The sequence below is a fragment of the Mesobacillus sp. genome, from assembly GCF_057785455.1.
The window spans coordinates 490,753-496,930 of sequence record NZ_JBYNSB010000012.1; the positions used below are offsets into that span (position 1 = coordinate 490,753).

Annotated in this window: 7 protein-coding genes and 1 pseudogene; 2 read left to right on the forward strand and 6 right to left on the reverse strand. The window is 45.2% G+C overall.

Annotated features, from left to right (window positions below; genetic code table 11):
* Positions 1 to 174: 174 nt before the first annotated feature.
* Positions 175 to 999: a manganese catalase gene (locus tag AC3EBE_RS04955; protein ID WP_488593895.1), complete on the reverse strand. Its 825-nt coding sequence runs from the start codon at positions 997 to 999 to the stop codon at positions 175 to 177.
* Positions 1,000 to 1,192: 193 nt separating this feature from the next.
* Between AC3EBE_RS04955 and AC3EBE_RS04960 the strand changes: the two genes are divergently transcribed.
* Positions 1,193 to 2,047: a manganese catalase gene (locus AC3EBE_RS04960; protein WP_488593896.1), complete on the forward strand. Its 855-nt coding sequence runs from the start codon at positions 1,193 to 1,195 to the stop codon at positions 2,045 to 2,047.
* A gap of 65 nt (positions 2,048 to 2,112) precedes the next feature.
* Here AC3EBE_RS04960 and AC3EBE_RS04965 read toward each other — a convergent pair whose 3' ends face one another.
* Both AC3EBE_RS04965 and AC3EBE_RS04970 read right to left on the reverse strand, forming a co-directional pair.
* Entirely contained in the window at positions 2,113 to 2,271 is a 159-nt protein-coding gene (locus AC3EBE_RS04965; protein WP_488593897.1) for a hypothetical protein, read from the reverse strand.
* Positions 2,272 to 2,670: 399 nt separating this feature from the next.
* Positions 2,671 to 3,495: an SAM-dependent methyltransferase gene (locus AC3EBE_RS04970; protein WP_488593898.1), complete on the reverse strand. Its 825-nt coding sequence runs from the start codon at positions 3,493 to 3,495 to the stop codon at positions 2,671 to 2,673.
* Positions 3,496 to 3,714: 219 nt separating this feature from the next.
* Here AC3EBE_RS04970 and AC3EBE_RS04975 point away from each other — a divergent pair, with 219 nt between their 5' ends.
* The gene (locus AC3EBE_RS04975) at positions 3,715 to 3,933 is read left to right on the forward strand and encodes a hypothetical protein (protein ID WP_488593899.1); all 219 of its coding nucleotides are present in this window, start codon (positions 3,715 to 3,717) and stop codon (positions 3,931 to 3,933) included.
* Positions 3,934 to 3,973: 40 nt separating this feature from the next.
* Here the strand turns inward: AC3EBE_RS04975 and AC3EBE_RS04980 are convergent, their stop codons facing one another.
* From AC3EBE_RS04980 to AC3EBE_RS04990, 3 genes and pseudogenes are all read right to left on the reverse strand, one after another.
* Positions 3,974 to 4,867, reverse strand: a complete 894-nt coding sequence (locus AC3EBE_RS04980) for a GNAT family N-acetyltransferase (protein ID WP_488593900.1) — start codon at positions 4,865 to 4,867, stop codon at positions 3,974 to 3,976.
* A gap of 289 nt (positions 4,868 to 5,156) precedes the next feature.
* The gene (locus AC3EBE_RS04985; protein ID WP_488593901.1) at positions 5,157 to 5,729 is read right to left on the reverse strand and encodes an MEDS domain-containing protein; all 573 of its coding nucleotides are present in this window, start codon (positions 5,727 to 5,729) and stop codon (positions 5,157 to 5,159) included.
* Between the two features lie 136 nt (positions 5,730 to 5,865).
* A pseudogene (locus tag AC3EBE_RS04990) lies at positions 5,866 to 6,178 on the reverse strand (Crp/Fnr family transcriptional regulator); the annotation flags it as partial.

Below are 6,178 nucleotides of genomic sequence, written 5' to 3' on the forward strand. Positions count from 1 at the left end.
AAGTTCTTCTGCTACTAAACCGAACCCTATAAGTTTAATTGAAAAAGGAAGCATGAGAAACGTCCCCATGCTTCCGTCAGAAATAGCAAGGGAAGCACAGGGACGTACCCTGTGCTTCTTCCTTTACTTATGAAAGCTTTCACATTTGGAAGCACAAGAAGCGTCCCCGTGCTTCTATTCTTCCATCGGGAGAGTGTTGTGGAGGTTTGCTGGTGCTGGCTTGAGTTTTGGTTTTGCTCCTTCTGGTTTTGGCTGGCTGACGTATTCGTAATTTCCTTGTCCGTCGAGAGCCGGGCCGTTTGCCCATCTGCCTGTGCTGCTTTCTTCGCCTGCTGAGAAATTGTATAGAGTGTAGGCGATATCGAGCCGTTCTTTTTCACGAGGGAAGGTGCTCGGTACGAGTAAGCCTTCTTTTTCCTCCAATTCCGCGATGGCTGCTGCCCACTGATTTTGATGATATGCATCGCGGGCAATGAGGACCGAAAGCAAATCTTTTACGCCACGGTCATCCGTCATCTCATACAGACGGGATGCCTGAAGCCGGCCCTGTGATTCTGCATTTAGATTCGAGCGGAAATCAGCGAGGAGGTTGCCGCTGGCTGTGATATACGAGCCCATCCAGGGATTCCCGATACTGTCAGATGGGCGGGCGCCTAATCCAGAGACAATCGCATGCTGGGGGTTCATCCCACCCATGACCGCGCCGATAACAGGGTCCTGGGCTGCTTTTTCCTGGGCCTCCACTGGCGCATCATCCAGCAGTCTGGCAACCATAGTAGCCAGCATTTCGACATGCGCTATTTCTTCCGTGCCTATATCCAATAGAAGGTCCTTATATTTTTCATTTCCTCTTGTTGCCCATCCCTGAAAAAGATACTGCATTGCGACCGTCATTTCACCATACTGGCCACCGATCAACTCTTGAAGCTTTTTCGCGTACACAGCATCCGGACGATCCGGCTTGGCTTCGAATTGCAATTCCTTCACATGAAAAAACATCCTAATTCCTCCAATTCTATTAAAATCTCACAATTACACTATTTGATTGCCCTTATCCATCCTAGAGAAACCCCCTTTGTAAAAGTGGAATGATTTTACAGGAGCTTCTTCTAATAGTAGTTCCCAGCAAGGAACCAAATAACTTCCTGGGCATACGATGGTTTTGATGAAAAAAAGATCGAGGAGGCCCCAAATGTTCTATCACATAAAAGAATTACAATATCAGGCGAAACCAGAAAGACCAGATCCGGTGTATGCAAAGAAACTTCAAGAGGTTTTGGGAGGACAATTCGGAGAGATTTCAGTTGCGATGCAATATTTGTTTCAAGGCTGGAACACACGCGGGGACGGCAAATACCGGGACCTATTAATGGATACTGGCACGGAGGAACTGGCACATATTGAAATGCTCTGCACGATGATTGCCCGTCTTCTCGATGGTGCGCCAGTGGCTGCGCAAGAAGAAGCGGCAAAAAATCCGATGGTGAACGCGATTCTAGGCGGAATGAACCCGCAGCATATCATCGTATCGGGCTTGGGAGCGATGCCGGCAGACAGTGTAGGAAACCGCTGGACCGCCGATTACATCGCAGCAAGCGGAAATCTCCTCGCAGACTTCCGCGCCAATCTTACAGCAGAATCGCAAGGAAGGCTTCAGGTAGCAAGATTATATTATGAAACAACCGATCGCGGAGTAAGGGATATGCTCTCCTGGCTGCTTGCAAGGGATACGATGCACCAGAACCAGTGGATTGCAGCGATCAAGGAATTAGAGGCCAAAGAGAATGTTGTCGTACCAAGCACCTTCCCGAGAGAGCTGGAAAAACAAGAAGTTTCTTATGTACTATTCAACTTCTCAGAGGGCAACGAAAGTGCCACAGGACGCTGGGCAAGCGGACAGAGCATGGATGGATTAGGCCAGTTCCAGTACGTCCAAAACCCACTGCCTCTAGCAAAAAAACCAAAGCTAAAACCCGCACCGCCATATATCCATAACACCCTCCCAGCCGTCATGAGACAAGAACAAATCCCGCCCAACATGATGTAAGAACACAGGGACGTACCCTCTGCTTCCTTTTTGGAAGCACGGGGACGTACCCTCCGCTTCTTTTTTTAAGCCGGAAGCATGGGACTTCCCTTCTGCTTATCTTTTTCGTTCAATAATGCATAAGCCATCATAAAAACCATTATTCCTAGCACAAAGAACTGGACAAAAAGGTCATCGGTTTTAACATGGACAAGGCGGAGTGTGATCCGAATCAAATTCAGCACAATGGATACCCCAAATACAATCATGTATGAAGTAGATTTTTGTCTTTTAAAATTCAGCTCTGACCAATAATAGTTGATGTAGAAAAATATTGATTTCCCACAGTGATGATTGGAAGAATCCAATCAGAAAGCTCCATTACGATTTGCTCGTCCATTTCCCCCTCAAATAAAAACTTCCGAGCGAAAGAATGTGGAAGATCGAGATATAGAAAACCAGAAGCGATATAGCACTTATATCTACAAGGGAAACAAATGTATTTATTGTTTTTCTGATTTTTATGCACCTCACCTTCAAAGCAATTCCTTACAATGCCGAAAACTATCTTATTAATGGATTTTCCAACCACCTGCAAAGAGCACATAATTTTGGAAGCACAAGATACCGTCCCCGTGCTTCCACTACTTTGCACACAAAACAAAGCTATTCAATGACTGGTCATTTCCATTCGATAGATTCATCAGTTCGTAATAGCTATTGATGTAGGTTTGGATCAATGGCGGAGCACTGGCGAATTTTTCGCGGATGCTGTTGGCATAACTTTTTTCCCACTGGCCGTCCTGTAAGTAGGATGCGTCGACAATACCGCTTTTTACGATTTGAAATCCCGCCTTTTGAAGCAACTCCTGGATTTCTGCTTTATGAAACAAGTTTTGAATATTTCCATCGTTATGAACAAAGTTTGAGTACAAGGCCAGAATGGAAGCTGCGCAAAAATGGGGACGTTGTGCCATTTTGGTAAAATCAAGGTCCCATTCTGCCATGCAGATGGCTTTAGCCATCTGGCGCAATTTCTGAAAATAACGCAGTAAATCGTCAGGACTCCTAAAATACCAGGAACTATGGGATAATACCGCTGCATCGAACATTTCATTCGATTCAAATGTCTCAAAATCGATCTCAAAATGGAAGGTGATACGTTCTCCTAGTTCTGACTCTTTGATTCGGTCTGTTGCTTCGCCCAATGTCATCGGTGCCCCATAATTGGGACTGGCAATATCTATGGCCGTCACTTTTCCGGATTCGCCAACTGCGTCCGCCAATGCTGCGGTCGTATCCCCCTGCCCACAGCCAATTTCAAGGATCCGCATTCCTTTTTCAATCCCGAAGGCCTCCACCAACTCCATCCGGTGCTGCAGCTGAACCTGCTGTATTTCATCACTCTCAAATAGGTTATATTTCGATATAAATGCTCCTGCTTTTTCATTTAACTTCATTGATTTCATCGAGCCCCCTACTCACATGCCTTTAATTTTACCTGCTCAGGCTTGATCTCTCATTGCAATAATTCCACGCAACAGAAAGCAAACCTCCTTATTTATGAAAATAACACGATCAGCCAGCGATTTTATCTCAAAAAACGGGAGCACTCCGATTCTCAAACTAACCTCCGCTCCATAAACATGGTAAAATTAGTTAAATCAAAAATCCTCGGAGGTGTAAAAATGCCCGTCATCCTAGCAAGCATTTTTTCCGCCATCATCGTCCTGATCACTGTTTATTATATTTTGAAGGTGCTCACCATCGCACATAAGCGTAAGGAAATCACTCAAAGAAAATTCATCTTTATCGCAGCTGGTTCCATCCTGATTGGTCTAGCCGTTTCGTCAGCATTGCCATTCGGCTACCAGAAAATCCTGGATTTAGTCTATCAATCTATGTAAAAAAATGGCTGACGAGTTGGGACCCGGCAGCCATTTTTCATTAGTTAGCAGTATCCAAATAGTAATAATCCATCGTCGAAGTTTCCACAAATCCACATGACTTATACAGGTTAAGGGCATTGGCGTTTTCCGCCGCGACCTGGAGCATGATTTCCTTCGCGTTTGCTTCCTTCAGCTTTTCGATGGCCATCAGCAGGAGGCCTTTTCCATATCCTTTGCGGCGGTGCTCGGGCAGCACGCCTAACCCAAAGATGGCACCCACTTTGGAAGTCAGCTGCAGATTCACCTTTCCGACGATTTCCCCGTCTTTTTCAACAAGATAGCAGGTCATCCCCCGCTTCTCTTCCTCTTCAGGCATGATCATGTCTTCAGGATTTATCTCCATTTCTTGCTCATCGTTAAAATAAATCGCATTCTGACGCGCAATCTCCATTGCGTCTGCATTGGTTGCTTTTCTAAAAGAAAGGCCTGAATTCTCCAGGACCGGCTCTCCTTTCAGATACATTTCATATTCTGAATGGTTGTACCTTGCACCTGCCTTAGCGATAAACTTCTGCCCTGAAACCGACTCACGGTCACTTAAAAGCAGCATCCCGCTGGCATTCCTTCGCTTGGCTTCTGCCTGGACAAGTTCAAACAGCTTTGCGAATACTCCCTGACCCCTGTACTCAGGATCGACCACACCATTCACTTCCCATGGCCCGCCAAAACTGCAAATCCCTATGTAGCCAATCAGCCGCTCGCCGTCGAAATACATGAACTCATTGATGTCATCGACACCGTTCTTCCCGCCAGCAACCCCCAGCTTATAATCCAGCTCCAGCTTAAGCGCAGTTCCATCATGATCGATGCATACATCCTGCAGTTCGTTAATAAGTTCAGCATCCCACGTATCAATCGTTTCCTTAAGCTTGATCCACGGCTTCTGAATCATTGTCATTTCCCCCAACTCGCAAATCGACTTATCTTTCTTTAAATAAAAGATAGATATGAAATAATATGTTCGAGCTCTATGCCAGATTCCCCTCTAAGTAAACACAAAAAACGCCCCCTGTTTCGCAACATGGGGACGTCCTGAATGGAAAATGGGGACGGTTCCCATGTTCCAAAATAAATCCTAACCAATCAATATCAAACAACACTTTACCCCTTTAAAGCGCCGGGGGTCAGACCCCCGGCGCTTTAAAGGGGTAAAGGCCTGGACAGACGCCCTCTCTTATTTATTACTCTACGTCGATCAATGGCTTGTATTGTTCCGATTCGACGACATCGTCCTCCATCAGGACATAGGGATGTGTCTCCATTAAGATCGTTCTAAGGTAGTCCGGCATCTGATCCCCTTTGTAGGCACAAATTAATGGAAAGAATAATTCGTTCACGGCTTTGTCTACTACTTTCTCAAAATCCTCTATTAGATGCAGCGGATCTTTCATTGTGTTCCATTCAACATGCGCCCACGACCGGAAGGAGATTTTATTCTCAACAAACGGCTTGACCATTTTATTGAAATATTCAGTGATGGCAGGAGGGTGATAACTGCCGCTCGAATAATAAAAATCAAAACTATTGATAAAGTGTACAGATTCCAGCTCGTCTATCGTTAACCTCGTGCTCAATTCCTTATGAATCATTCGGTAGACGGGGTCATTCTCAATGAGAATAATGCACTCACCTGCCGCAATGCCAGCTAATGTAAAACCAACTGCCTGCTCTATGTACTTATCCATCCCTTTATAGGAATACAGCACATGAACACTTTTTTGTTCCTTGAATAACTGATTCATTCTGCTTTCCAAGTGATCACCCCTTCTTTCTGAATATAACTCTATACTATGGTTTTATATGGGATATATCTACCTTTCTTTTAAAAATAAAAATGGCTGCCGAGGTATTATCGACAGCCACCTATTTAAAAAGAGTAATTAATTTCAGTTATACAGCCTTATGAGCCAGTTCTCCTTCTCGCTTCATCACATTCTTGCGAAGGAATGGCACGACCCAGCGGTCCAGGCCATAGCGGCCGGCGTTGTAGCCTGCGAACAGGATGATGAAGCCTAAGAAGATGTCAGTTGGGTTATGAGATACTGTTCCTGCCAGGAAGAAACTGAAGTTCATCACCAAGCCGAAGAACATTGCAGCAGTTGTCAGGCAGCCAAGGATCAAGCCAAGACCAATCAGGAATTCACCAAGCGGCACGATGAAGTTAAAGATATCGATGTTTGGCAGCGCAAAGCTTTCAAGGAAG

Bases quoted from the DNA above. Each gene is read 5' to 3' on its own strand.
- AC3EBE_RS04970 (WP_488593898.1), bottom strand. From the start codon at position 3,495: ATGAAATCAATGAAGTTAAATGAAAAAGCAGGAGCATTTATATCGAAA.
- AC3EBE_RS04960 (WP_488593896.1), top strand. From the start codon at position 1,193: ATGTTCTATCACATAAAAGAATTACAATATCAGGCGAAACCAGAAAGA.
- AC3EBE_RS04980 (WP_488593900.1), bottom strand. From the start codon at position 4,867: ATGATTCAGAAGCCGTGGATCAAGCTTAAGGAAACGATTGATACGTGG.
- AC3EBE_RS04975 (WP_488593899.1), top strand. From the start codon at position 3,715: ATGCCCGTCATCCTAGCAAGCATTTTTTCCGCCATCATCGTCCTGATC.
- AC3EBE_RS04955 (WP_488593895.1), bottom strand. From the start codon at position 999: ATGTTTTTTCATGTGAAGGAATTGCAATTCGAAGCCAAGCCGGATCGT.